The 21,219-nt window shown below is 42.4% G+C and carries 31 protein-coding genes and 1 pseudogene; 29 read left to right on the forward strand and 3 right to left on the reverse strand.

Features of this window, described 5'->3' with window-relative positions:
- Positions 1-2: 2 nt before the first annotated feature.
- The 24 genes and pseudogenes from rplV (at position 3) to MST18_RS02240 (ending at position 13,112) form a co-directional block, all read left to right on the forward strand.
- A complete protein-coding gene (rplV, locus tag MST18_RS02125; protein WP_035265103.1) occupies positions 3-332 on the forward strand; it encodes a 50S ribosomal protein L22 in 330 nt (109 codons plus the stop codon).
- A 1-nt stretch (position 333) separates the two neighbouring features.
- Positions 334-1,150, forward strand: a pseudogene (rpsC, locus tag MST18_RS02130) (30S ribosomal protein S3).
- Positions 1,090-1,503 carry a 50S ribosomal protein L16 gene (rplP, locus tag MST18_RS02135; RefSeq protein ID WP_068909575.1) on the forward strand — a complete coding sequence of 138 codons (414 nt, stop codon included), beginning with the start codon at positions 1,090-1,092 and terminating at the stop codon, positions 1,501-1,503. The pseudogene rpsC and the gene rplP overlap by 61 nt, the downstream one beginning before the upstream one ends.
- A complete protein-coding gene (rpmC, locus tag MST18_RS02140) occupies positions 1,503-1,700 on the forward strand; it encodes a 50S ribosomal protein L29 (protein WP_005012982.1) in 198 nt (65 codons plus the stop codon). Before rplP ends, rpmC begins: the two co-directional genes overlap by 1 nt.
- On the forward strand, positions 1,697-1,954 hold the full coding sequence (rpsQ, locus tag MST18_RS02145) for a 30S ribosomal protein S17 (RefSeq protein ID WP_078192456.1): 258 nt from the start codon (positions 1,697-1,699) through the stop codon (positions 1,952-1,954). The genes rpmC and rpsQ overlap by 4 nt, the downstream gene beginning before the upstream one ends.
- An 89-nt stretch (positions 1,955-2,043) precedes the next feature.
- A complete protein-coding gene (gene rplN, locus MST18_RS02150; RefSeq protein ID WP_005012978.1) occupies positions 2,044-2,412 on the forward strand; it encodes a 50S ribosomal protein L14 in 369 nt (122 codons plus the stop codon).
- A 9-nt stretch (positions 2,413-2,421) separates the two neighbouring features.
- Positions 2,422-2,739, forward strand: coding sequence for a 50S ribosomal protein L24 (gene rplX, locus MST18_RS02155; RefSeq protein ID WP_078189274.1), 318 nt, complete (start codon positions 2,422-2,424; stop codon positions 2,737-2,739).
- A gap of 15 nt (positions 2,740-2,754) precedes the next feature.
- Positions 2,755-3,291 carry a 50S ribosomal protein L5 gene (gene rplE / locus MST18_RS02160; RefSeq protein ID WP_067762907.1) on the forward strand — a complete coding sequence of 179 codons (537 nt, stop codon included), beginning with the start codon at positions 2,755-2,757 and terminating at the stop codon, positions 3,289-3,291.
- Positions 3,292-3,300: 9 nt separating this feature from the next.
- Positions 3,301-3,606 (forward strand): 30S ribosomal protein S14, encoded by a 306-nt coding sequence (rpsN, locus tag MST18_RS02165; protein WP_067762906.1) that lies wholly within the window; start codon positions 3,301-3,303, stop codon positions 3,604-3,606.
- Positions 3,607-3,618: 12 nt separating this feature from the next.
- Positions 3,619-4,014: a 30S ribosomal protein S8 gene (rpsH, locus tag MST18_RS02170; RefSeq protein WP_078189273.1), complete on the forward strand. Its 396-nt coding sequence runs from the start codon at positions 3,619-3,621 to the stop codon at positions 4,012-4,014.
- 13 nt (positions 4,015-4,027) lie between these two features.
- Complete coding sequence (gene rplF / locus MST18_RS02175; protein ID WP_078189272.1) at positions 4,028-4,561, forward strand: 50S ribosomal protein L6; 534 nt, start codon at positions 4,028-4,030, stop codon at positions 4,559-4,561.
- A 14-nt stretch (positions 4,562-4,575) separates the two neighbouring features.
- The gene (rplR, locus tag MST18_RS02180) at positions 4,576-4,926 is read left to right on the forward strand and encodes a 50S ribosomal protein L18 (RefSeq protein WP_067762903.1); all 351 of its coding nucleotides are present in this window, start codon (positions 4,576-4,578) and stop codon (positions 4,924-4,926) included.
- 2 nt (positions 4,927-4,928) lie between these two features.
- Positions 4,929-5,426, forward strand: a complete 498-nt coding sequence (gene rpsE, locus MST18_RS02185; protein WP_067762902.1) for a 30S ribosomal protein S5 — start codon at positions 4,929-4,931, stop codon at positions 5,424-5,426.
- 6 nt (positions 5,427-5,432) lie between these two features.
- The gene (gene rpmD / locus MST18_RS02190; protein ID WP_005012961.1) at positions 5,433-5,609 is read left to right on the forward strand and encodes a 50S ribosomal protein L30; all 177 of its coding nucleotides are present in this window, start codon (positions 5,433-5,435) and stop codon (positions 5,607-5,609) included.
- Positions 5,610-5,612: 3 nt separating this feature from the next.
- A complete protein-coding gene (gene rplO / locus MST18_RS02195; protein ID WP_078189271.1) occupies positions 5,613-6,053 on the forward strand; it encodes a 50S ribosomal protein L15 in 441 nt (146 codons plus the stop codon).
- Positions 6,054-6,098: 45 nt separating this feature from the next.
- Positions 6,099-7,418, forward strand: a complete 1,320-nt coding sequence (gene secY, locus MST18_RS02200) for a preprotein translocase subunit SecY (RefSeq protein ID WP_171263746.1) — start codon at positions 6,099-6,101, stop codon at positions 7,416-7,418.
- Between the two features lie 20 nt (positions 7,419-7,438).
- On the forward strand, positions 7,439-7,555 hold the full coding sequence (rpmJ, locus tag MST18_RS02205) for a 50S ribosomal protein L36 (RefSeq protein ID WP_000867907.1): 117 nt from the start codon (positions 7,439-7,441) through the stop codon (positions 7,553-7,555).
- Between the two features lie 107 nt (positions 7,556-7,662).
- A complete protein-coding gene (gene rpsM / locus MST18_RS02210; protein ID WP_078189269.1) occupies positions 7,663-8,019 on the forward strand; it encodes a 30S ribosomal protein S13 in 357 nt (118 codons plus the stop codon).
- A gap of 19 nt (positions 8,020-8,038) precedes the next feature.
- Positions 8,039-8,425: a 30S ribosomal protein S11 gene (rpsK, locus tag MST18_RS02215; protein WP_001040166.1), complete on the forward strand. Its 387-nt coding sequence runs from the start codon at positions 8,039-8,041 to the stop codon at positions 8,423-8,425.
- Positions 8,426-8,437: 12 nt separating this feature from the next.
- Entirely contained in the window at positions 8,438-9,064 is a 627-nt protein-coding gene (rpsD, locus tag MST18_RS02220; RefSeq protein WP_078192454.1) for a 30S ribosomal protein S4, read from the forward strand.
- A 17-nt stretch (positions 9,065-9,081) separates the two neighbouring features.
- Positions 9,082-10,089: a DNA-directed RNA polymerase subunit alpha gene (locus tag MST18_RS02225; protein ID WP_004650465.1), complete on the forward strand. Its 1,008-nt coding sequence runs from the start codon at positions 9,082-9,084 to the stop codon at positions 10,087-10,089.
- 18 nt (positions 10,090-10,107) lie between these two features.
- Entirely contained in the window at positions 10,108-10,473 is a 366-nt protein-coding gene (rplQ, locus tag MST18_RS02230) for a 50S ribosomal protein L17 (RefSeq protein ID WP_005012953.1), read from the forward strand.
- A gap of 216 nt (positions 10,474-10,689) precedes the next feature.
- Positions 10,690-12,180 (forward strand): NAD(P)/FAD-dependent oxidoreductase, encoded by a 1,491-nt coding sequence (locus MST18_RS02235; protein ID WP_180133473.1) that lies wholly within the window; start codon positions 10,690-10,692, stop codon positions 12,178-12,180.
- Between the two features lie 134 nt (positions 12,181-12,314).
- Positions 12,315-13,112, forward strand: a complete 798-nt coding sequence (locus tag MST18_RS02240; RefSeq protein ID WP_257250193.1) for an alpha/beta fold hydrolase — start codon at positions 12,315-12,317, stop codon at positions 13,110-13,112.
- Positions 13,113-13,156: 44 nt separating this feature from the next.
- Here the strand turns inward: MST18_RS02240 and MST18_RS02245 are convergent, their stop codons facing one another.
- The gene (locus tag MST18_RS02245; RefSeq protein ID WP_180133474.1) at positions 13,157-14,329 is read right to left on the reverse strand and encodes an acyl-CoA dehydrogenase family protein; all 1,173 of its coding nucleotides are present in this window, start codon (positions 14,327-14,329) and stop codon (positions 13,157-13,159) included.
- Positions 14,330-14,510: 181 nt separating this feature from the next.
- On the opposite strand from MST18_RS02245, the gene MST18_RS02250 reads away from it, so the two are divergent.
- The 5 genes from MST18_RS02250 (at position 14,511) to MST18_RS02270 (ending at position 19,738) form a co-directional block, all read left to right on the forward strand.
- Entirely contained in the window at positions 14,511-14,768 is a 258-nt protein-coding gene (locus MST18_RS02250) for a succinate dehydrogenase assembly factor 2 (protein WP_078189264.1), read from the forward strand.
- A complete protein-coding gene (locus MST18_RS02255) occupies positions 14,761-15,147 on the forward strand; it encodes a hypothetical protein (RefSeq protein ID WP_111885419.1) in 387 nt (128 codons plus the stop codon). Before MST18_RS02250 ends, MST18_RS02255 begins: the two co-directional genes overlap by 8 nt.
- A gap of 519 nt (positions 15,148-15,666) precedes the next feature.
- Positions 15,667-16,731: a hypothetical protein gene (locus tag MST18_RS02260; protein ID WP_180133475.1), complete on the forward strand. Its 1,065-nt coding sequence runs from the start codon at positions 15,667-15,669 to the stop codon at positions 16,729-16,731.
- 41 nt (positions 16,732-16,772) lie between these two features.
- A complete protein-coding gene (rrtA, locus tag MST18_RS02265; protein WP_180133476.1) occupies positions 16,773-17,345 on the forward strand; it encodes a rhombosortase in 573 nt (190 codons plus the stop codon).
- Positions 17,346-17,536: 191 nt separating this feature from the next.
- On the forward strand, positions 17,537-19,738 hold the full coding sequence (locus tag MST18_RS02270) for a TRAP transporter large permease subunit (protein WP_180133477.1): 2,202 nt from the start codon (positions 17,537-17,539) through the stop codon (positions 19,736-19,738).
- 87 nt (positions 19,739-19,825) lie between these two features.
- Here MST18_RS02270 and MST18_RS02275 read toward each other — a convergent pair whose 3' ends face one another.
- The gene (locus MST18_RS02275) at positions 19,826-20,704 is read right to left on the reverse strand and encodes a DMT family transporter (RefSeq protein WP_180133478.1); all 879 of its coding nucleotides are present in this window, start codon (positions 20,702-20,704) and stop codon (positions 19,826-19,828) included.
- 66 nt (positions 20,705-20,770) lie between these two features.
- Positions 20,771-21,208: a hypothetical protein gene (locus MST18_RS02280; protein ID WP_180133479.1), complete on the reverse strand. Its 438-nt coding sequence runs from the start codon at positions 21,206-21,208 to the stop codon at positions 20,771-20,773.
- Positions 21,209-21,219 lie beyond the last annotated feature (11 nt).

Here is a 21,219-nt window from a genome sequence, read left to right on the forward strand (position 1 = left end):
TGATGGAAGTAACTGCTAAATTACGCGGTGCCGCTATCTCGGCACAAAAAGCACGTTTGGTTGCAGACCTAATTCGCGGCAAATCTGTTGCGCATGCTTTGAATATCTTAAACTTCAGCAACAAAAAAGCTGCAGTTTTAGTTAAAAAAGCATTGGAATCTGCGATTGCAAACGCTGAACACAATAACAGTTTAGATGTAGACGACCTTAAAGTTTCTACGATCTACGTTGATGAAGGCATGAGCCTGAAACGTATTTTGCCACGTGCTAAAGGCCGTGCAGATCGTATTACTAAGCGTACTTGTCACATTACCGTTAAGGTAGGGGTTTGATATGGGTCAGAAGGTTCATCCAATCGGTATCCGCCTAGGTGTTGTGAAACGTCATAACGCTAACTGGTATGCGAATCCGAAACAATATGCTGAATATTTGCTAAAAGATCTTCAAGTTCGTGAGTTTTTAACTAAAAAACTTAAGAATGCGATGGTGAGCAATATTCTTATCGAACGCCCTACAGGCGCAGCTAAAGTAACTATTAGCACTGCACGTCCTGGTATCGTGATCGGTAAAAAAGGCGAAGACATTGAGAAATTACAACGCGAATTAACAGCCATTATGGGTGTTCCTGCGCAAGTAAGTATCAACGAAATCGATCGCCCAGATTTAGACGCTCGTTTAGTTGCTGAGGCAATCGCTTCTCAATTAGAAAAACGTGTAATGTTCCGTCGTGCTATGAAACGTGCGGTTCAAAACTCTATGCGTGCTGGTGCTAAAGGTATCAAAGTAGAAGTTTCAGGCCGTCTAGGTGGTGCTGAGATTGCTCGTACTGAATGGTATCGTGAAGGTCGTGTACCTCTTCATACTCTTCGTGCTGACATCGACTATGCTACTATGCGTGCTGAGACTACTTACGGTACGATCGGCGTTAAAGTATGGATCTTCCGTGGTGAGATCTTGGGCGGCATGAAACAAGTCATGAACCCAGCTCCAGCTGAAGAACGTCCAGCTAAACGTGGCCGTGGTCGTGGTGAAGGTCAAGAGCGTCGTGGTCGTCGCAATGATCGTTCTGCTGAAAAAGGAGAATAATCCATGTTACAACCTAAACGTACTAAATTCCGTAAAGTGCAAAAAGGCCGTAACACTGGTCTAGCACATCGCGGTAGCTCAGTATCTTTTGGTACTATTGCACTTAAATCAGTTGAACGTGGTCAAATGACAGCACGTCAAATTGAAGCAGCGCGTCGTACAATCAGCCGTCGTATTAAACGTGGTGGTAAGATCTTTATCCGTGTTTTCCCAGACAAACCAATTACTGAAAAACCATTAGAAGTTCGTATGGGTAAAGGTAAAGGTTCTGTGGAATACTGGGTTTGCCAAATCAAACCAGGTAAAGTCTTGTACGAAATTGATGGTGTTAACGAAGAACTTGCTCGCGAAGCGTTTACGCTTGCTGCTGCAAAACTTCCGTTTAAAACCACTATCGTGACTCGGACGGTAATGTAATGAAAACTAATGATCTACGTGAAAAGTCGGTAGAAGAGTTGACAGCTTTGCTTGATGAGCAACAGCTTAACCAATTCCGTCTTCGTATGGCGAAAGCAACTGGTCAATTGGGTAAATCGCACGAAGTTGCGCTTACTCGTAAGACAATTGCTCGTATTAAGACCCTCCTTACCGAAAAACAGGGGAACGGACAATGAGTGAACAAACAGTTCGCACGTTAACCGGTAAAGTAGTTAGCGACAAGATGGACAAGTCTATCGTTGTTCTTATCGAACGCCGCGTTCAACACCCGTTGTATGGCAAATTAATCCGCCGTTCAACTAAATTACACGCTCATGATGAAAACAATGTTGCTAAAGTTGGCGACGTAGTAAGCATCAAAGAAAGCCGCCCAATGTCTAAAACTAAGTCTTGGACTTTAGTTGAAGTTGTTGAAGCTGCTGCTGAGTAATTAAACGTTCTTGCATCATCGGTCAATTTCGAGTACTCTTTGAGCCTTTCGAAATTGCGACCGGTGATGCTCGGTTTTGGAGTAGGGCAATGATTCAAACCGAAAGTATGCTCGACGTAGCAGACAACAGTGGTGCTCGCCGCGTACAATGTATTAAAGTACTTGGTGGTTCACATCGTCGTTATGCTTCTGTTGGCGACATTATTAAAGTTACTGTAAAAGAAGCTATTCCACGCGCACGTGTTAAAAAAGGTGACGTGATGAATGCTGTAGTTGTACGTACAAAATTCGGCATCCGTCGTGCAGATGGTTCAGTTATTCGTTTCGACGATAACGCAGCTGTTATTTTGAACAACAACAAAGCGCCGATTGCAACTCGTATTTTCGGACCAGTGACTCGTGAACTTCGTACTGAACAGTTCATGAAAATTATTTCATTGGCTCCTGAAGTTCTATAAGAGGCACTCATGGCTAAGATTAAAAAGGGCGATCAAGTAATTGTGATCGCAGGTAAAGAAAAAGGCAAACAAGGTACTGTTTTGTCTGTTTCAAATGACCGTGTTAAGGTTGAAGGCCTTAACTTGGTAACGAAGCATCAAAAGCCTAACCGAGCTACTGGCGCTGAAGGCGGCATCGTAACTCAAGAAGCTGAGCTTCATATCTCTAACGTGGCAATTTTTAATGCTACAACCCAAAAGGCTGACCGTGTTGGTTACCAAGTGATTGAAGGCGTGAAAACTCGCGTATTCAAATCTAATGGTGAATCAGTGGCGGTAGCGAAGTAATAGGTTGACTAGGCAATGGCCAGACTTAAAACGCGTTACAACGACGAACTTAAGGCTCAATTAAAAGAAACATTGGGCGTTAAGAATGTGATGGATATCCCTCGCATTACAAAAATTACCATCAACATGGGTGTTGGTGCTGCATCAGCTGACAAGAAATTGTTAGATGGCGCTCTTTCTGATATGCAAGCAATTGCTGGTCAAAAACCAGTACTTACTTTAGCTCGTAAATCTATCGCTGGTTTCAAAATCCGTGATGGTTGGCCGATCGGCTGTAAAGTTACTTTACGTGGCGAACGTATGTACGAATTCTTAGACCGTTTGATCTCTATCGCGATCCCTCGTATCCGTGACTTCCGTGGTTTCTCTGCGAAATCATTTGATGGTCGTGGTAACTACTCAATGGGTCTTAAGGAACAAATCATGTTCCCTGAAATCGATTTTGATAAGATTGATCGTATTCGTGGTATGGACATTACCATCACTACGACTGCTCGCACCGATGACGAAGGCCGTGCGCTTATGCGTGCATTCGGCTTCCCGTTCAAATAAGAGGTCGATATGGCTAAGAAAGGTATGATTAATCGCGAATTGAAACGCGAAGCTACTGTTGCTAAATACGCTGCGAAACGTGCTGAATTAAAAGCAATTATCGCAAACGTAAATGCATCAGACGAAGAACGTTTCGAAGCGATGATGAAATTTCAAGCATTACCACGTAATGCGTCTCCAGTACGTCTACGTAACCGTTGTGGTTTAACTGGTCGTCCTCATGGTTACTTCCGTAAGTTCGGTTTAAGCCGTAACAAATTACGTGAAACAGTAATGCAAGGTGATGTACCGGGCGTTGTTAAGGCAAGCTGGTAAGGAGCACTATAAATGAGTATGCAAGATACCGTTGCCGACATGCTAACACGTGTTCGTAACGCACAAATGGCAAAGAAACAAACTGTTTCTATGCCAAACTCAAAGTTGAAAGTTGCGATTGCTAACGTACTTCAACAAGAAGGTTATATCGCTGATGTAGCTGTTGCTGATAATGAAGGCAAAGCGACTTTAACGATTACTTTAAAATATTTCGAAGGCAAACCAGTTATCGATACTGTGAAACGCGTAAGCCGTCCTGGTCTACGTCAATATCGCGGTAAAGATGCACTTCCTAGCGTTAAGCAAGGTTTAGGTATTGCAATTGTTTCTACAAGCAAAGGCATCATGACTGATCGCGCTGCACGTGCTGCAGGTATCGGTGGTGAAGTTATTGCTTTTGTTTCTTAATAGGTGATTCCTCATGTCTCGTGTGGCTAAAGCCCCAGTAACTGTACCTAACGGTGTTACAGTTACTCAGAACGGCCGGCAGGTCGAAGTGAAAGGCAGCAAAGGTACATTGTCTTTCAACCTGCATGCGCTGGTCGAGCTAAAACAGGAAGACGGTACTCTAGTTATTGCTCCTAAAGCTGAATCTAAAGATGCTTGGATGCAGGCTGGTACTGCTCGCGCTGTGCTTAACAACCTTGTAAAAGGTGTTAACGAAGGTTTCGAACGTAAGTTACAACTGATTGGTGTTGGTTATAAAGCTGCGGTTAAAGGTAATATTGTTAACCTTAACCTTGGTTTCTCTCACCCGATCGACTACAACCTTCCTGAAGGTGTAACTGCAGAAACTCCTACTGCAACTGAAATTGTACTTAAATCAGCTGATAAAGCTAAATTAGGTCAAGTTGCTGCAGAAATCCGTGGTTACCGTCCGCCAGAGCCTTATAAAGGTAAAGGTGTTCGTTATTCTGACGAAGTTGTACTTCGTAAAGAAGCTAAGAAGAAATAAGGCGCGAGGTTCTTATGAACGAAAAGAAACAATCCCGTTTGCGTCGTGCGAAAAGCACACGCTTGCACATCCGTGCATTGGGTGCGACTCGTTTGTGTGTAAACCGCACTCCGCGTCACATCTATGCTCAAGTTATCTCTGCAGATGGTGGCAAAGTATTAGCGCAAGCTTCTACTTTAGACGCTACTCTACGTGCTGGTACTACTGGTAACGTTGAATCGGCTCAGAAAGTTGGTGCTTTAATTGCAGAACGTGCTAAAGCGGCTGGTGTAACTAAAGTTGCATTTGACCGTTCTGGTTTCAAATATCATGGTCGTATCAAAGCCTTGGCTGATGCTGCTCGTGAAAACGGCTTGGAGTTCTAATCATGGCTAAAGTTGAACAAAACGAAGGTCTTGTTGAAAAGCTGGTTGCCGTTGATCGTGTAGCCAAAGTTGTTAAGGGTGGTCGTATCTTCTCTTTCACAGCATTAACTGTTGTGGGTGATGGTAATGGTCGCGTAGGTTTTGGTCGTGGTAAAGCACGTGAAGTTCCAGCTGCTATTTCTAAAGCACTTGAAGCTGCTCGTCGCAACATGATTACTGTTGACCTTGTTGACGGTACTGTTCAGCACCCTATCAATGCTCGTCACGGTGCAAGCCGCGTTTACATGCAACCTGCTTCTGAAGGTACTGGTGTAATTGCTGGTGGCGCTATGCGTGCAGTTTTAGAAGCTGTAGGTGTACGTAACGTATTAACTAAGTGTTATGGTTCTACTAACGCTGCTAACGTAGTAAACGCAACTTTTAACGGTTTGCGTGATATGACTTCTCCTGAGAAAGTTGCTGCGAAACGTGGTTTATCAGTAGCACAAATTCAAGGGTAATCAATCATGAAAACGATTAAAGTTACCCAGACTAAATCTTCATCGCATCGCTTGAAAAATCACAAGCTTAGCCTTAAAGGTTTAGGTCTGCGTCGTATTGGTCATACTGTTGAAGTGCAAGATACGCCTTCTAACCGTGGTATGATCAACCAAGTTTACTATATGGTTAGTGTAGAGGAATAAGCCATGACTCTGCGTTTAAATACAATTGCACCTGCAGAAGGTGCTAAGCGTGACAACCTACGTTTAGGCCGTGGTATTGGTTCTGGCGTTGGTAAGACTGGTGGCCGTGGTGTCAAAGGTCAAAACTCACGTAAGAGCGGTGGTACACGTCCTGGTTTCGAAGGTGGTCAAACTGCGTTATATCGTCGTTTACCTAAATTCGGTTTCACTAGCCAAATGGCTTTGAAAACTGCTGAAGTACGTTTATCAGAACTCGCTAAAGTTGAAGGCGACATCGTGTCTCTTGAAACTTTAAAAGCTGCTAACGTTGTGCGTAAAGATATGTTACGTGCACGTATCGTACTTTCTGGTGAAATTACTCGTGCGTTCACTGTTCAAGGTGTTGCATTGACTAAAGGCGCTAAAGCTGCTGTTGAAGCTGCTGGCGGTAAAGTCGAGGAGTAATCCCCAGTGTCTATGACTCCTAGTTCGACAGGTCATGTTAACATGATGAAAGGCCAGCCTTTTCATGTGAAATATCGTGAAATTATCCGCCGTATGATGTTCCTCATCGGGGCGTTGTTGGTTTTTCGACTGGGAGCACATATTCCAGTACCGGGCATTAACAATGCCGCACTAGAGAATCTGTTTAATGCAAACCAAGGTACGATCCTTGGTTTGTTTAACATGTTTTCAGGTGGTGCATTAGAGCGTATGTCAATTCTTGCTCTTGGGATTATGCCGTATATCTCTGCATCGATTATCGTGCAGTTAATGTCTACGGTTGTTCCTTCGCTGGAAGCTTTAAAGAAAGAAGGCGAACAAGGTAAGCGTAAGATCAATCAATATACGCGACAAGGCACATTGTTTCTTGCACTTGTGCAAGCTGTTGGGATGTGTGCAGGTCTGATTAGTCAAAATATTACTTTGACTAGTGGACTTGCTTTTTACGTTCCTGCTGTAACTTCTCTGGTTGCAGGTACAATGTTCCTGATGTGGTTAGGTGAGCAAATTACAGAGCGTGGAGTGGGGAATGGTATTTCCATGATCATCTTCGCTGGTATTGTTGCTGGTTTGCCGAACTTGGTTCTGCAATCTTTAACCTCAGTAGATAATGGCCAATCAAGCTTAATTGGTCTTGCAATTTTTGCATTGCTATCTGTTGCAGTGTTAGCAGCAATTGTGTTTATTGAGAAGGCGCAGCGTCGTATTCCGGTAAACTATGCTCAAAAACAACAAGGTCGTCGTGTATTTACCGCTCAGCAAACACATTTGCCATTAAAAATTAATATGGCGGGTGTGATTCCTGCAATTTTTGCAAGTTCATTGCTATTGTTCCCAGCGAGCTTAGGGCAATGGGTAGGCAGCGCAGATCCAAATGCTGGCGTGATTAAACGTGGCCTACAAGATTTGGCACTCGTATTGTCGCCGGGTCAACCGATGTATTTGGTGCTATTTGGCGCATTAATTATCTTCTTCTGTTACTTCTATACTGCGCTAGTATTTAGCCCGAAAGAAGTGTCAGAGAATTTAAAACGTAGTGGTGCTTATGTACCGGGTATTCGTCCTGGTGAGCAAACTGCACGCTATTTAGATCATATTTTGAATCGTTTGACTTTTATTGGCGCGGTTTATATCACAATCATCTGTTTAATGCCGATGATTCTACAAAGTTCATTTGGTATTCCATTTAGCTTAGGTGGTACGTCTTTACTGATCGTAGTGGTGGTGGTGATGGACTTTATGGCTCAGCTTCAAGCTCATCTCACATCGCATCAATATGACAATCAATCGTTAATGCGTAAAACGACTGCTCATCCGAAAGGATAAGCGCACTTAGAGGTTTCATTATGAAAGTTCAAGCTTCTGTAAAGAAAATTTGTGGTAGCTGTAAAGTTATCCGTCGTAATGGGGTTATTCGCGTAATTTGCAGCGCAGAACCTCGTCATAAGCAGCGTCAAGGTTAATCTGATCAAGACCTGTTGATTTCAGTAGGCTAATTAGGTTATTATCCGCCCCTCAAAGATTTTGTCGGGCGGTTGATTATCTTAACTGCCTTTTTGGAGAAAATTGAATGGCTCGTATTGCCGGTGTAAACATTCCGGATAACAAGCATGCTGTTATCTCTCTAACGTACATTTTTGGTATTGGTCGCCACACTGCAAAAGCTATCTTAGCTGCTGCTGGTATTGCACCAACAACTAAAATTCGTGAATTAGATGACGCTCAGCTTGATGCGATTCGTGCAGAAGTTACTAAGGTTCCTACCGAAGGTGATTTACGTCGCGAAATTTCCATGAACATTAAACGTTTAATGGATTTAGGCTGCTACCGCGGTCTTCGTCATCGTCGCAGCTTGCCTGTCCGTGGTCAACGCACCAAAACTAACGCACGTACCCGTAAAGGTCCGCGCAAACCTATTAAGAAATAAGATTTCTGGAAGCTAAAAGATGGCTAAAGATACTCGCACACGCAAGAAGGTCACTCGTACCGTCTCTGAAGGTGTTGCACACATTCACGCTTCTTTTAATAACACCATTGTGACTATTACCGATCGTCAAGGTAATGCACTGGCTTGGGCTACCTCTGGTGGACAAGGCTTCCGTGGATCACGTAAATCAACTCCGTTTGCTGCTCAGGTAGCTGCTGAGGTTGCTGGTAAAGCTGCTTTAGATTACGGTTTGAAAAACTTGGACGTCCTTGTAAAAGGTCCTGGTCCAGGTCGTGAATCTGCGGTTCGTGCTTTAGGTGCAGTGGGTTATAAAATTAACAGCATTACCGATGTGACGCCAATCCCGCACAACGGTTGCCGTCCACCTAAAAAACGTCGCGTGTAAGGAGAAACATTCATGGCTCGTTATATTGGTCCAAAATGCAAACTCTCTCGCCGCGAAGGGACAGACCTGCAATTAAAATCTGGCGTTAAACCATTTGACGTCAAAACAAAAAAAGCTGCTAAAGCACCTGGCCAACATGGTGGCGCTCGTGGCGGCAAACAATCTGAGTACTCACTACAATTACGTGAAAAACAAAAAGTACGTCGTATGTACGGTGTTTTAGAGCGTCAATTTAGTAACTACTACAAAGAAGCTGCTCGTGTTAAAGGCGCAACAGGTGAAAACTTGTTGAAACTTCTTGAAAGCCGTCTAGATAACGTTGTTTATCGCATGGGTTTTGGTTCTACACGTGCAGAAGCTCGTCAGCTTGTATCTCACCGTTCAATCACTTTAAATGGTCGTCGTGTTAATATCGCGTCTATCCAAGTTAAAGCTGGTGACGTTGTTGCAGTTCACGAAGGCGCTAAACAACAATTGCGTATCAAAAACGCAGTTGAGTTAGCGACTCAACGTGGCATTCCATCTTGGATTGAAATTGATCATTCTAAATTGGAAGGTACATTCAAAGCTGCACCAGATCGCTCTGATTTACCTGCTGAAATCAACGAAAGCTTGATTGTAGAATTGTATTCTAAATAATCCTTGAGGTAGCAATAATGACGCGTACTGCAAATGAGTTTCTAACTCCGCAAGCGATTAAGGTCGAAGCGGCAAGCGGGACCTCGGCAAAAGTTATTCTAGAACCATTAGAGCGTGGCTTTGGTCATACTCTTGGTAATGCTTTACGTCGTATCCTTTTGTCTTCTTTACCTGGCGCAGCCGTGGTTGAAGTAGAGATTGAAGGTGTCGAGCACGAGTACAGTACTTTGGAAGGCTTGCAGCAGGACATCGTCGAGCTCTTGCTGAACCTAAAAGGATTGTCTATTAAGCTGTTCGATCAAAATGAAGCTTATCTGACATTGGAAAAACAAGGTCCTGGCGACGTTACAGCCGCTGACCTTCGTTTACCACATAATGTTGAAGTGGTTAACCCTGAACATTTGATCGGTACTTTAAGTGCTTCTGGCTCATTAAAAATGCGCCTGAAAGTTTCTCAAGGTCGTGGTTATGAGACTTCTGATTCACGCTTCCCTGAGGGCGAAACTCGCCCAGTGGGTCGTTTGCAATTAGATGCTTCTTACAGCCCAATCAAACGTGTGTCTTACACAGTGGAAAACGCTCGTGTAGAACAACGTACTGACCTTGATAAATTGATCATTGATCTTGAAACCAACGGTACTGTTGATCCTGAAGAAGCTATCCGCAAAGCGGCAACAATCTTGCAACAACAAATTGCAATTTTTGTTGATCTTCAGAAAGATCAAGCACCAGTTGCTCAAGAGCCTCGTGAAGAAGTTGATCCGATTTTGCTTCGTCCAGTAGATGATCTAGAGCTTACTGTTCGTTCTGCTAACTGTTTGAAAGCAGAAAATATTTACTACATTGGCGATCTTGTTCAACGTACTGAAGTTGAGTTGCTTAAAACTCCTAACCTAGGTAAAAAATCGTTGACTGAGATTAAAGATGTTCTGGCATCGAAAGGCTTGCAATTGGGCATGCGTTTAGAGAACTGGCCACCGGCTAGCCTCCGCATGGACGATCGCTTTGCTTATCGTAGCCGTTAATTAAGTAGGACTATCACCATGCGTCATCGTAATAGTGGTGTGAAATTAGGCCGTACAAGCAGTCATCGTAAAGCGATGTTCCAAAACATGGCTAATTCTTTGTTCGAACACGAGTTAATTAAAACTACTGTTCCTAAAGCAAAAGAATTACGTCGTGTTGCTGAGCCTTTAATCACTTTAGCTAAAGTCGATTCTGTAGCAAACCGTCGTTTAGCGTTTGCTCGTACTCGTTCAGCTGCAACTGTTGGTAAATTATTTACCGTTCTTGGCCCTCGTTACAAAGAGCGTAACGGCGGTTATCTACGTGTTCTTAAAGCGGGCTTCCGTGCAGGTGATGCTGCACCGATGGCTTACGTTGAGCTAGTAGATCGCGAAGTTAACTAATTTCGTGAAGAGCAGCGTACGTTGTTCTAAAAAAGGTCGGTTTTTAACCGACCTTTTTTAATGCCTGCAGTTTTGTGTTGGCTGTATATTGTTAGACAATAATTCAATTTGTCCTTAAAAGATAAAAATAAATCGCCTTTTGCTTAAACTTGACATTGTGCATTGTCAAAAATGTGATTTAATAAATATAAATCTAAGATAGGTTAAAAGAACAACATGGAAAAACAAGTTGATATTCTCATTGTAGGTGCAGGGATCTCCGGTATAGGTTTGGCTGCGCATCTTTCAAAAAAATGTCCAAATCGTTCATTTGAAATTATTGAACGTCGTGAAAGTTTCGGTGGTACATGGGATCTTTTTAAATATCCGGGTATTCGTTCTGATTCGGACATGTCAACTTTTGGCTTTAATTTTAAGCCGTGGAAAAAATCTAGTGTGCTTGCTGATGGGTCTTCGATTAAAGGCTACCTTTCTGAAGTGATTGACGAATATAAGATCAAAGAAAAAATTCATTTTCAACATCGTGTTGTGAGTGCGAACTACGACTCACAAACTCGTAAATGGTCTGTTGTTATTGAAGATGCGAAGAAGAAACAACAAACCTGGGTTGCAAATTTCGTCTTTGGCTGTACGGGTTATTATAATTATGACCAAGGGTTCCAACCTGAGTTCGCAGGGCAGGAAAATTTCAAAGGTACTTTTATTCATCCACAGCATTGGCCTGAAAATTTTAATTATGCAGGCAAAAAAGTGGTGATTATTGGCAGTGGAGCAACAGCGATTACCTTGGTCCCTGCCATGGCAAAAGGAGGTGCAGCTCATGTAACAATGTTACAGCGCTCTCCAACTTATATTGCCTCAGTACCTTCTATTGACATCATTTATGACAAGATGCGTAAAGTATTACCTGAAGATGTTGCTTATAAACTTACCCGTGCACGGAATATCGGTGTACAGCGGGCTGTTTATGCTGTTGCACAAAAGCAACCTAAATTACTCCGTAAGTTTTTATTAAAATCAATTGAGTTGCAATTGAAAGGTAAAGTGGATATGAAGCACTTTACCCCAGATTATAATCCTTGGGATCAGCGGCTTTGTGTGGTGCCAGATGGTGATTTGTTTAAAATTTTACGTGAAGGCCGTGCATCTGTTGAAACTGATCAAATTGAAAGTTTTACTGAAAATGGCATTCAATTGAAATCAGGTAAACATCTTGATGCAGATGTAGTAATTTCTGCTACAGGTCTCAACATTCAAATTTTAGGCGGCATTAGTGCCACAATCGATGGACAGCCACTGAATACCTCAAAACATATGTTATATCGTGGTGTTATGGTCAGTGATGTACCCAATATGGCGATGATTATTGGCTATATTAATGCTTCATGGACATTAAAAGTCGATATTGCTTCTGAATACATCTGTAAATTGATTAACTATATGGATCAAAATGGTTATAACCAAGTGATTCCACAAGGTGATGCGACCGAGTTGTTAGAAGATACGGTGATGGGCAGTTTGACCTCAGGCTATATTGCACGTGCAGCAGATGTGATGCCAAAACAGGGTAAACATGCACCGTGGAAAGTCAGCAATAACTATTTGGCAGATCGTAAAGAATTAAAGCATGCTTCATTTGAAGATGGAGTGCTGAAATTTGAAAAAAAGTCAGATCAAGTGGCGGCTAAACCCAGATTAGTTTCTTAAGTCAGTTATAGAAAAAGGAGCATCATGCTCCTTTTTTTTTGCTTTAGATGAGTGACTTTAGGGTTTTATTTGATGCGCTTTATTTGTTGAAAAATATATCATGTTGAAAATAAGGAAAAGCACACAGGGTTAATGTGAATATTCAAGAACATTCAGAATTTATAAAATTAAATGATTATGAGCTATATAGCAAAGCTTGGCAGCCTGAAACAGCAGATAAAACTACAAATCTGGCTCCGATTATATTGATGCATGATTCACTGGGGAGTGTGGATTTGTGGCGTGATTTTCCTGCGCAATTGGCTTCTGCGTCTGGCAGAAAGGTCATTGCTTATGATCGGTTGGGTTTTGGTCGTTCGTCAGCAAATCCTGATGTATTAAGTACTGATTTTGTCTATGCCGAAGCACAGCAGGGCTTTAAGGCGCTACTTCAACATTATTCCATTCAACAGTTTATCGTGATGGGACATAGTGTCGGTGGGGGAATGTCTGTGGTTATTGCCAGTGAATATACTGAACAATGTCGAGGTCTGATCTCCATAGCAGCACAGTATGAAGTGGAAGAACTGACATTATCGGGTATACGTGAAGCCAAAATAGGGTTTGCGCAGCTGGGACAGCTTGAACGCTTGGCTAAATATCATGGGGATAAAGCCCAATGGGTTTTGGATGCTTGGACTGAAACTTGGCTCTCACCGAGTTTTCGTCAATGGAACCTCGAGCAATATGTTGGAAAAGTACAGTGTCCAAGCTTGATCATCCATGGAGAACTGGATGAATACGGGACGACAGCACAAGCTCAGAAACTTTTTTCGGGTATACAAGGTGATGCTGAACTAGAGATTTTGGAAGGGCTTCATCACATGCCGCATAAAGAGCAACCCGCATTGGTCACTGCACTGATCTGTGATTTTGTGAATGATTTAAGTTGATATCGAAAGAATGAAAAAAGCCCATCAGATGATGGGCTTTGTTGTTATAAAGAGCGGGAAATCAGCTCTTTCATAATTTCATTGGTACCTGCATAAATACGATTGGCTCGATTGTCGATATAAGCCCGTGCAATTGGATATTCAAGCATATAGCCATAGCCACCATGCAACTGCAGACATTCATCCACAACTTTGGAAAACATTTCTGAAATTTTGTATTTAGCAGCGGCTGCAGCGTCAATACCGAGCTGTTCCTCAAGTTGTAGTTCCATACAGCGATCTAGATAAGCTCGACAAAAATCGATCTCAGTACGTAGTTCTGCCAATTTAAAACGGGTGTTTTGGAAACTTGATACGGTCTTGCCAAATGCCTTACGTTCTTTGGTGTATTGAACTGTGTGCGCAAAGGCTGCTTCTGCACCGGCTTGGCAAATAATCGCAACCAACATGCGCTCCCAAGCCAATTCCTTCATCAGCATCATAAAGCCCATACCTTGCATGCCGAGTAAGTTGCTTTTAGGGACGCGGACATTATTAAAGAACAGTTCACAGGTATCCTGACCTTTCATGCCAATTTTGTTTAAAGGTTTGCCTTTACTAAAACCGACGCGATCTGCCTCGACGATAATTAGCGATAAATTGGCTGAACCTTTTTCACTATTGCCTGTCTTACAGACCACAATCGCCATGTCACATAAATAGCCATTGGTGATAAAAATTTTTGACCCATTAATAATATAGTCATCACCATCTTCTGTAGCAGTTGTGCGTACGGCTTGTAGGTCTGAACCTGTGCCCGGTTCGGTCATTGCAATGGCAGTCACGGTTTCGCCAGAAGCCATTTTCGGCAGCCAATGCAGCTTTTGTTCTTCATTGCCAAAGTTATGAATATAATTGGCCACGATGTCGGAATGCAGTGAAAAGCCAGTAGAGGAGTCCATGGCATACGCCTGCTCTTCAATCAGAATCATGCTATAGAGTCGGTCTACACCATAGCCGCCATAAGCTTCGGGCATGGTCGGGCAAAGCAAGCCCATGGCACCGGCTTTATTCCATAAGTCACGGTCAACATGTTGTTGTTTTTCATATTTTTCGATATTGGGCACAACTTCTTTTTCATAAAATTTTCGTACTGTTTCACGAAATGCATCATGTTCTGCATTAAATAATTGACGTGGCAGCATGTTGTTGAGTGGGCGAATCGCTCCAGATTGCATTTTGAATATCCTATTCATTTTTATGGCTTTGTCTCAACTTATAAGATGCAGCGAGTGACTGCAATGTGCAGAACATTCAAAAGCAGGGAATGCGATGAAGCATTCGGTCAATCTGTGAAAACACTCCACTTCAATGGGGTGGATGAGTTACACTAGACGGGTTCAACGATTGGGGAAGACAATGACTGATGAAATCAGCTTAGAAGAGCGTAAAGTGATCTACCGTGCACGTCGTGGTTTAAAAGAGATTGATGTTTATTTTGATCCCTACGTCAAAAATTACTATTTACAAGCCGATGCAGCTGAAAAAGACATGTTTGCAGAACTCGTTGCTGCAGAAGATCCAGATTTGTTGGATTGGTTTATGGAAGTTAGTGAACCGCCACGTCCTGAATTAAAAACGTTTATTCAAAAATTAAAACATTACGTTCATGGATAATCGGCAATTCAAACTGAAACGCAGTTTTTTATCGCATGCGTTTCAGTTTTTTATTTTTGCGGTATTGATGACGCTGCTTTATCAGTTACTAACGCCCATGCTTTGGGGGATATTTTTCCTAATCGGGCTAGTGGTTTATGTTCTGTTTTTCCGTAAGCATTTACACGTCACCAGTCTAGAATATTTGGATGGAACTGATTGGTCTTTGCAACGACTGAACCGCCCGGTGCAACGCGTTCAAATTAGCCATATTTTGGATCATCAAATGTATATCGTGGTGTATTTTATGCATGCGCGTGCAAAACCGGTGATTATTTGGCGCGATCAATTGTCATTGAAACAGTGGAAATCACTCAAAGTATTGGCCAAAATGATCTAATTGTTAGACAACCTGTATTTTTAAAATTCTATAAAATGTAAATATTTCATTACCTTGTGTTGTGGTTAAAATAATCTTGTCTGACAGGATTGGATTTTATTGGCAAAATATTTAAATTGTCAGACAATTTTAAGCTGTGCGGTGATTCTCTGCCTATATATTATCCTTACCAACAGCCCTTAAAGGAAATCATCATGATGATGCCAACTTGGATGTTTCTGGTAATAGCGATTGTGTTAGCAATTGTTATAGGACGACTAGGAACAGTGCTGAAGGAACAGTTAACTCAAAAATAAGCAGTTAAACGCTTTCACAGTTAATAAGTAGCATGTGCCGAACCGTCGCTATGCTACTTTTTTTTGCCTAAAATTTAATCTTTCTAAAAAAACAGTCAATTGCATTCAGCGTGATTCATGGCACAGTGTGTCGTTCAAATTAGAGCAAATACTCTTTTATTCATTTTTTGCTTCTGATATGTTTGTCGTGATGGACATAAACACAATTATAGAGGACAGGAAAATGTCGAGCGTCCAAAAAATATGCCAGGGTGTGGCAGTTGTAGCAATAACAAGTACATTATTCGCGGGTTGTTCGCAGGTTGTAAAAACCGGTGCTAATGTTGCACTCGGATTTACCGAAAAACATATTGTGCCACCAATTTTAGCCATGGAAGATGCTGAAATGGTGTGTAATTCAGGTAATTCATTAACCCCAGCCATTATGGCCACTAAAGATATGGGCGCAGACCCAACACGTGTGGCAGTGTTGATGTATTCAGCAGCAGGGATCTGTGCAGAACAAAAAGCCTTGGATGCAGAGTTACGCTATTTACGTGCATCTAAAGCTAACCAAGTGACTGAAGCACAAGATGCCCGTGTTGAGCAAAAGCGTTGGGCGGCACTTGCGGCACAGCGTCAATATACCGGCTATCAATTATTTCAAGATCGTTTTGAAAAGAAGTATAAGAAAAGTCTAGGTGAAGGCTGTCCAAAAATGAACAGCGACATTGACCAAACAGTGTATATGTTGGGAATGTTAAGTGGCTTACAGGCCATGACCAATGATATTAACTCGGGTGGGGCGGTAAACGTTCCAAAAGACATTGCTGCGATTGTTGAACGCGGTATGGTTTGTCTGAATAATGAAAAATTCTGGGGCGCACCAAATGCAACCCGCGCTGTGATCTGGACGCTATTGCCGGGTGCTGGAGATGGAAAACCTGATCCATACCAAACCTTAAAACAATCCGCGCAAATTGGTGAGCAAAAAGGCGTAAGACTGTCACATGCGTTATATGCAGTTGCTGCACAAGCCAGTGGCGATGATGCGAAAATCCGTGATGCCTTACGTACCTTTGCACAAGCGCGTAGTGATGAAAAACCTGTTAACCCACAATTTAAGCTCATCGATAGTATGGCTGAAAGCATGGTGAAAGGGATTTCAGATCGTTATTGGACTGAACATACAGGCGTTCGTACCGGCGATGATGGTATGGAACATTTCTGGGATGAAAGTGCCAATAGTTCAGAACTCGATGATTTGTTTAGTGGCGATGCTGAAACCAGTGGTGCTGCAACAAATTAATAAAGCATGTAGTCCAAATGTGAGGTACAGGAGGAGCGAAAATGAAAACACAATTTTTAATTCCGAAAATTGTCTTTCTTGCCGTATTCGTTTCGATCTGTGCCTCGCTACAGGTATTTAAAGACTATTTTATCTACTGGCAAAATGATTTATTTCATGACTTTTGGCGCTTATGGACGGCCCATTGGGTTCATGTTGGTTGGATTCATTTTGCTTTAAATATGTTGGCCTTTATCTGCTTACCGTTTATTTTTCCAAGAGTTTCAATATGGCACTTTGTTGCCATCTTATTGATTTTATCCCCTTTAATCAGTCTAAGTTTCTTTTTTTTCCTTCCCGATATTGAAGCCTATGCAGGATTATCTGGTGTCTTGCATGGCGCCTATGTTGCGGTCGCTTGCGTACATTTAATGTATAAACGGGAGCGAAATTTTGCAGCCTTTGTCCTCTTGCTGATTTTGGCAAAATTGGTGTGGGAAAATACCGTAGGGAATACCGGAACGGCAGAATTAATAGGAAGCCCCGTTTTAGTCGAAGCCCATTTATTGGGGGTGATTTGGGGCATTGTCATCGCCGTGTTTTATCTTATTGGTAATTATTTCTGGGATCGCTAACGCACTTTAGGTGAATGGGTTGACAAAAAAAACCGAAAAGAAAATACATATTGTCATTTTAATGTTTTGAATATTGATGCAAATTTAAACGTAATAATAAAACAGTTAGGTCAGGGAAAGGAACTTCTCGAGCCGATAAGGAAAAGGATGCTTAGCCCCGCTAGGCTCCAAAATAAAAAATAGGAAGACTCATGCAAAATGATACACAAAACAGATCCGGCATCGTCGGGCTGTTAAGGTATGTCTGGACAGAATGGATTTCGACTCTAGTCGTGTTGATCTTGCTTCTGCTTACATTGATTATCGGGACAGGGGAGATGATTCATGGTCAGCTTCTGCGTACTGGTGAACGTTTGTATGGTAATGAAAGCATTGGGATGCAGTATTCATTTTTACGTGCAGAACCGACCAAGCCAGATTGTGACCGCCACCCAGATGTAGATAAAATGGTGCAAACGCAAATGAAAGCCAATGCGGCTGACGAATTTGCAGATATTTTTGGTACAGCATCTGAATCTGATGTACGTGCATCAGTCATGGCAGGTGTACAGCAATGTGAAGAAAAATTCCAATTTTATGACAAAGCAAAAGCTTATTTAGATGAGCATCCAAGTATTCGTACTTATCGTGCGATTGAAACGACATTCTTTGGCATCTTTAAATTTGGTTCCGAAAACCGTGTATTGATTCTTTTACTGATGGTCTTGGTGTCTGCCATTACTGCTTCAGTGAAGTTCCATCATATTGGTCTACGTGCGCCAACAACACGCTTGGATTATAAAGTCTATGCTTTATTCATGGCGATTGGGAATGGCCTATTAACCTTCTCGGTATATAGTCAGTTTAATTCAGTCCTAAATTCTGGGGTGAAATCGACCACAGAAACCTTGGCGGTATATTGGTTGTGGTTAGCCTTGTTTGGTATTGTCACGCTCATCAGTATTTATCAGTTCTTTAAACCACCTGCTGCGAAAGAGCCGGGTCCGGGGAATATTGGTTTTGCGCTATTGAGTGTACCGTTGTATGCCTTTATGGCGATTATTACGGGTGTGGCGTTTACCTTCTTTATGGACTATCCAATGGGTCAGGGGATTTACCTTGGACAGTTGGTCGAGTTCTCCGGGATTTTCCTGAACCTTGCACTGTTTATTTGGGCCGGAATGTTATTGACCCAAACGCGCGTGATGGATTTGTTCTTGGGGATTTTACGTCCATGGAACTTAGCACCTGAGACCTTGACGTGGTTAATTCTGATTGCCGCGGCGATTCCAACCGCTTATACCGGCGCTTCCGGGATCTTCGTTGTAGCAGCCGGTGCAATTATTTATAAAGAAGTGTGGAACTCTGGCTCTCGTCGTCAGTTTGCACTCGCTGTATCTGCAATGTCAGGTTCCTTAGGTGTGGTCATCCGTCCATGTCTATTGATTATCCTGATCTCGATGCTTGATAGCCGCCATGTGACGTCAGATGAGCTATTTGATCACGGTATCTATGTGTTCTGGCTCACAGCATTCTTGTTCTTGGGTATTTCACTGTTCTTGGCAGAAACACGTTTCCGTGTGGCATCGCCGAAAGTGGCTATTCCGGGCATGCTGAAAGCGTTCATTCCTGTGATTCCGTATATCGTACTGACCTTGCTTGTCATTGCTTTCTACAAGTACGGTTTAGATACACAAATGGATGAGTTCACCGCGCCTGTGGTTCTACCGATTATTCTGATTGTTTACATTATGTTTGACCGTTGGTTTGCAGATCGTTTTACTTCGCAAACTGTAGATGCACATGAACAACTCAGCTTACAACATGAGCAAAATTCTGAGTTCATGCGTGAACATGGTGGACATGGGGCTAACCGTCGTGGTTTCGGTAGTTCAATTTGGTTTGCTTCTTCAGAAACGGTTGGACACATTGGCGCATTAATTATCTTAATGGCCTTGTCGGCAAGTGTCGGCGGTTTGATTGAACGTACAGAAATCGTTGAATTATTACCAACGCATTTGGGCAATATCTATATTTCATTGGCCTTTATCGCATTGTTGTTGGCGATTATTGGTATGACGACAGATCCATTCGGGGCAGTGATTTTGGTTGCAGCAACGATTGCACCAGTAGCTTATGAAAATGGTATCCATCCGATTCACTTCTGGATGATCGTTTTGGTTGCCTTTGAGCTCGGTTATGTTTCGCCACCTGTAGCGCTGAATCACTTGCTGACACGACTCTCCGTCGGGGATGAAGAGGTGCGGGCAGCGGATGCAGAAGCAAAAGCCCAATACACCAATTTCTATTATCGCTATGAACGTTGGATTTTACCGATCCTTGTATTGTTCCCAGCTTTGGTGATCGTGACTTATGCTCCTTATATTCTGAAACTGTTTGGTTGGTACCAATAAGTTCGCAGTGAGCCATTAAAAAAGCACCTTCGGGTGCTTTTTTTATTGAATAGGGGGCTGTGCGTTTGAAGGTAAATGAATGGATATTTATGACTTTTTAAACTTATTTTGTAGGAACGGACTACATAGCAAAATCGCTAAAAATATAAAAGCAAAACCGAATAGGCTGTAAATATCTGGCAATTCTTGCCACAGGGTAAAGCCCCAAATACCGGCAAAAATAATCGCTATATAGTTGACGGGACCAATTTGACCTGCGGGTGCAAGCTTATAGGCATTGGACATAAAAATTTGACTGATATTGGCCAAAAGTCCCGCTGTAATCAGAAAAGCTAACTCCTTTAAACTATAAGGACGCCAGAGCCAGAGCATCGGGATCATCGATATGAGCGTGCCAAAAAAGCAGAAATAAAACACGATGCGTTCAGGTGGTTCAGTTGCTGTAAGGGCACGGACAGTGACAAATGCCATGGCTGCCAAGAAGCTTGCGGTTAGTCCGATCAGTGATAACTGATTGAACATTCCTGCATCGGGCTTTGCGACGAAGAGCACGCCAATCAAACCAATGACTGCGGCAATGAGCATACTCAGGGTCATTTTTTCTTTTAAAAATAACCATGCAATTAAGGGGATGAAGATCGGCGAGGAATAGGTGAAGACCATGGCATTGGAGAGTTTTAAGTGTGCGATGGCATAAAAAAAGCCATACATTGCCACCAAGCCTACGATTGAACGCCAGGTATGCATCCACAGTTTTTCAGTTCTAAAAAACGTGCTGCCTTTTTGCAAAATCAGGGGTAAAAAGATCAATAAGCCAACCGCATTGCGAAAAAATACGATGGTGGCATTATCTACTGTGTGAGATGCGAAGCGTATACAAACCCCCATGATGGAAAAAAGCAGTGCTGATAGCATGAGAAAGCCAATTGCTTTGGGGATATTTTGTGGTGGTGTAGTAGTGGACATAACAAAAAGGCTAGAAAATCTGATGATATTCTAGCCTATAAGTATGCATGGTGTAGCAGAAGTCGGTTATTTTGCTTGTTGTGCTAACTGGGCTTCGAGTAATTTAATTTGTTCTTCTTTCAGTTTAATCAGCTCATCTGCATCAGAATGCTGCTGTTTTAAACTTTGCTCCTGATCATTCAATTGTTGTTGAATGTCATCTAATTTGGCAATTTCTTCTTTGGCTAAAGAGGCATTTTCAGGTACAGCTGCATCTAAAATGTCTTCTTCGACCAATTTAAGGGTTTCAGTCTCTGCGACAGGGACTGATGCTTCAGTTTCAGATTGGACTGGGACTGCAACAGGCGGTTTAGCCGGTGCAGCGACCAGTTCTTCTTGAAGTGCAGATTTATCTGCTGTACTGCTGCTTAACCATTGATATGCAAAAAAGATAGCAATCAATAACGTTAAGCCCCCAATGATTCCAACTAACAATTTTGGATTATGTCTTTGATCTTCTGTCATTGCTTGACCTT

It is taken from the genome of Acinetobacter sp. YH12068_T (assembly GCF_024606005.1).
GTDB lineage: Bacteria > Pseudomonadota > Gammaproteobacteria > Pseudomonadales > Moraxellaceae > Acinetobacter > Acinetobacter amyesii.

What these genes read in the sequence shown, in the direction of transcription:
- MST18_RS02225 (WP_004650465.1), top strand. Translation starts at nt 9,082, where the DNA reads ATGACGCGTACTGCAAATGAGTTTCTAACTCCGCAAGCGATTAAGGTC.
- rplR (WP_067762903.1), top strand. Translation starts at nt 4,576, where the DNA reads ATGAACGAAAAGAAACAATCCCGTTTGCGTCGTGCGAAAAGCACACGC.
- rrtA (WP_180133476.1), top strand. Translation starts at nt 16,773, where the DNA reads ATGAAAACACAATTTTTAATTCCGAAAATTGTCTTTCTTGCCGTATTC.
- rplQ (WP_005012953.1), top strand. Translation starts at nt 10,108, where the DNA reads ATGCGTCATCGTAATAGTGGTGTGAAATTAGGCCGTACAAGCAGTCAT.
- MST18_RS02275 (WP_180133478.1), bottom strand. Translation starts at nt 20,704, where the DNA reads ATGTCCACTACTACACCACCACAAAATATCCCCAAAGCAATTGGCTTT.
- rplE (WP_067762907.1), top strand. Translation starts at nt 2,755, where the DNA reads ATGGCCAGACTTAAAACGCGTTACAACGACGAACTTAAGGCTCAATTA.
- rplN (WP_005012978.1), top strand. Translation starts at nt 2,044, where the DNA reads ATGATTCAAACCGAAAGTATGCTCGACGTAGCAGACAACAGTGGTGCT.
- MST18_RS02235 (WP_180133473.1), top strand. Translation starts at nt 10,690, where the DNA reads ATGGAAAAACAAGTTGATATTCTCATTGTAGGTGCAGGGATCTCCGGT.
- MST18_RS02255 (WP_111885419.1), top strand. Translation starts at nt 14,761, where the DNA reads ATGGATAATCGGCAATTCAAACTGAAACGCAGTTTTTTATCGCATGCG.
- rpsH (WP_078189273.1), top strand. Translation starts at nt 3,619, where the DNA reads ATGAGTATGCAAGATACCGTTGCCGACATGCTAACACGTGTTCGTAAC.
- rplP (WP_068909575.1), top strand. Translation starts at nt 1,090, where the DNA reads ATGTTACAACCTAAACGTACTAAATTCCGTAAAGTGCAAAAAGGCCGT.
- MST18_RS02270 (WP_180133477.1), top strand. Translation starts at nt 17,537, where the DNA reads ATGCAAAATGATACACAAAACAGATCCGGCATCGTCGGGCTGTTAAGG.
- rpmD (WP_005012961.1), top strand. Translation starts at nt 5,433, where the DNA reads ATGAAAACGATTAAAGTTACCCAGACTAAATCTTCATCGCATCGCTTG.
- rplF (WP_078189272.1), top strand. Translation starts at nt 4,028, where the DNA reads ATGTCTCGTGTGGCTAAAGCCCCAGTAACTGTACCTAACGGTGTTACA.
- MST18_RS02250 (WP_078189264.1), top strand. Translation starts at nt 14,511, where the DNA reads ATGACTGATGAAATCAGCTTAGAAGAGCGTAAAGTGATCTACCGTGCA.
- rplX (WP_078189274.1), top strand. Translation starts at nt 2,422, where the DNA reads ATGGCTAAGATTAAAAAGGGCGATCAAGTAATTGTGATCGCAGGTAAA.
- rplV (WP_035265103.1), top strand. Translation starts at nt 3, where the DNA reads ATGGAAGTAACTGCTAAATTACGCGGTGCCGCTATCTCGGCACAAAAA.
- rpsN (WP_067762906.1), top strand. Translation starts at nt 3,301, where the DNA reads ATGGCTAAGAAAGGTATGATTAATCGCGAATTGAAACGCGAAGCTACT.
- rpsK (WP_001040166.1), top strand. Translation starts at nt 8,039, where the DNA reads ATGGCTAAAGATACTCGCACACGCAAGAAGGTCACTCGTACCGTCTCT.
- rpmJ (WP_000867907.1), top strand. Translation starts at nt 7,439, where the DNA reads ATGAAAGTTCAAGCTTCTGTAAAGAAAATTTGTGGTAGCTGTAAAGTT.
- rpsE (WP_067762902.1), top strand. Translation starts at nt 4,929, where the DNA reads ATGGCTAAAGTTGAACAAAACGAAGGTCTTGTTGAAAAGCTGGTTGCC.
- MST18_RS02280 (WP_180133479.1), bottom strand. Translation starts at nt 21,208, where the DNA reads ATGACAGAAGATCAAAGACATAATCCAAAATTGTTAGTTGGAATCATT.
- rpsQ (WP_078192456.1), top strand. Translation starts at nt 1,697, where the DNA reads ATGAGTGAACAAACAGTTCGCACGTTAACCGGTAAAGTAGTTAGCGAC.
- rpsD (WP_078192454.1), top strand. Translation starts at nt 8,438, where the DNA reads ATGGCTCGTTATATTGGTCCAAAATGCAAACTCTCTCGCCGCGAAGGG.
- secY (WP_171263746.1), top strand. Translation starts at nt 6,099, where the DNA reads ATGAAAGGCCAGCCTTTTCATGTGAAATATCGTGAAATTATCCGCCGT.
- rpmC (WP_005012982.1), top strand. Translation starts at nt 1,503, where the DNA reads ATGAAAACTAATGATCTACGTGAAAAGTCGGTAGAAGAGTTGACAGCT.
- MST18_RS02260 (WP_180133475.1), top strand. Translation starts at nt 15,667, where the DNA reads ATGTCGAGCGTCCAAAAAATATGCCAGGGTGTGGCAGTTGTAGCAATA.
- MST18_RS02245 (WP_180133474.1), bottom strand. Translation starts at nt 14,329, where the DNA reads ATGCAATCTGGAGCGATTCGCCCACTCAACAACATGCTGCCACGTCAA.
- rpsM (WP_078189269.1), top strand. Translation starts at nt 7,663, where the DNA reads ATGGCTCGTATTGCCGGTGTAAACATTCCGGATAACAAGCATGCTGTT.
- rplO (WP_078189271.1), top strand. Translation starts at nt 5,613, where the DNA reads ATGACTCTGCGTTTAAATACAATTGCACCTGCAGAAGGTGCTAAGCGT.